The sequence below is a fragment of the Cobetia sp. genome (assembly GCF_983723665.1).
The window spans coordinates 9,112-10,184 of record NZ_CFDJES010000058.1 but is presented as its reverse complement, the minus strand read 5'-3'; the positions used below and the strand labels follow the sequence as shown (position 1 = coordinate 10,184).

Annotated in this window: 1 protein-coding gene; it reads right to left on the bottom strand. The window is 66.7% G+C overall.

Features of this window, described 5'->3' with window-relative positions; translation table 11 throughout:
* On the bottom strand, positions 1–674 hold a 674-nt coding region (locus tag AC4FAH_RS07810), incomplete at its 3' end, for a dihydroxyacetone kinase subunit DhaK (protein ID WP_490245857.1).
* Between the last annotated feature and the right edge of the window lie 399 nt (positions 675–1,073).

The following is a 1,073-nucleotide window of genomic DNA, read 5'->3' as shown; positions in this document are numbered from 1 at the left end:
GGCTCGCCGTGAATGCCCAGCCCCAGTTCCGGTGCGCGTTGCTCACGCGGCTTGCCGGGATGGCGGCCGACATTGAAGGCCACGCCCAGGGTCGAACAGCTGTCGGCGACGCGCCGTGCGACGGCGGTGATTTCCTTGAGGCCCGCCCCGCGGGCCGCCAGCGCACCGGTGACCTTGTGCACCAGCAGCGTGCCGGCCAGCCCGCGCGGCTGCGGGTTGTCGGGCAGCGCCACATCATCGGCGACGATGACCATCTCGACCTTGAAGCCTTCCTGACGCGCCCGCTCGGCGGCCAGCCCGAAGTTGAGGCGATCCCCGGTGTAGTTCTTGACGATCAGCAAGGCCCCGGCCTCACCAGTCACTTCGCGGATCGCCGCCAGCACGGCGTCCACCGTCGGCGAGGCGAACAGCTCACCACACACGGCGGCCGTCAGCATGCCCGCGCCGACGAAGCCTGCGTGCGCGGGTTCATGCCCCGAGCCGCCACCGGATATCAGCGCGACCTGATCACGCGCCCAGTCATCGCGTACCACCAGGCGCATGCCACTGGCGGGGTCTGACAGCCGCACGCCACTGCCATCCGGGTGGCGCAGTCGTGCGCAGCCTTCCAGCGCCTCGCCGACGACCTGGCGTGGCTGATTGATGAACTGTCGGCCAGACTCGCTGCTACTCATCCTTCTCTCCTTGAGGACACTCGCCCTGCTGATAAAGGCGGCACTTGAGGCCGCCGTTCATGCCTGTCTTGTGCCACGACGCTTCCATGACGCTCAGGGGCCTCGACTCATCCTGCCTTGCCGTTCCCCCCAGCGTCGTTCGCGACTTTGCCGGATGCAATAGTCATATCAGAAAATGATGGCATTCGCGCTGCAGCGTTGTGCCACGCCCATCAGTCGGGTGGCCTGAAAGACAAAAGCCCCCCGACGCCTGCGCGTGCGGGGGGCTTGGAATGTCGGGAGCCAGCGGGAAGCGGGCTCGTTTGTCATGCGAGTCACCTTTCCTCCTTGGCCCTGGCCTCGGCAGACTCGGAATCAGCAGACACGCTATCGCCACGCTCGGTATCGGCAGGCTTGGTA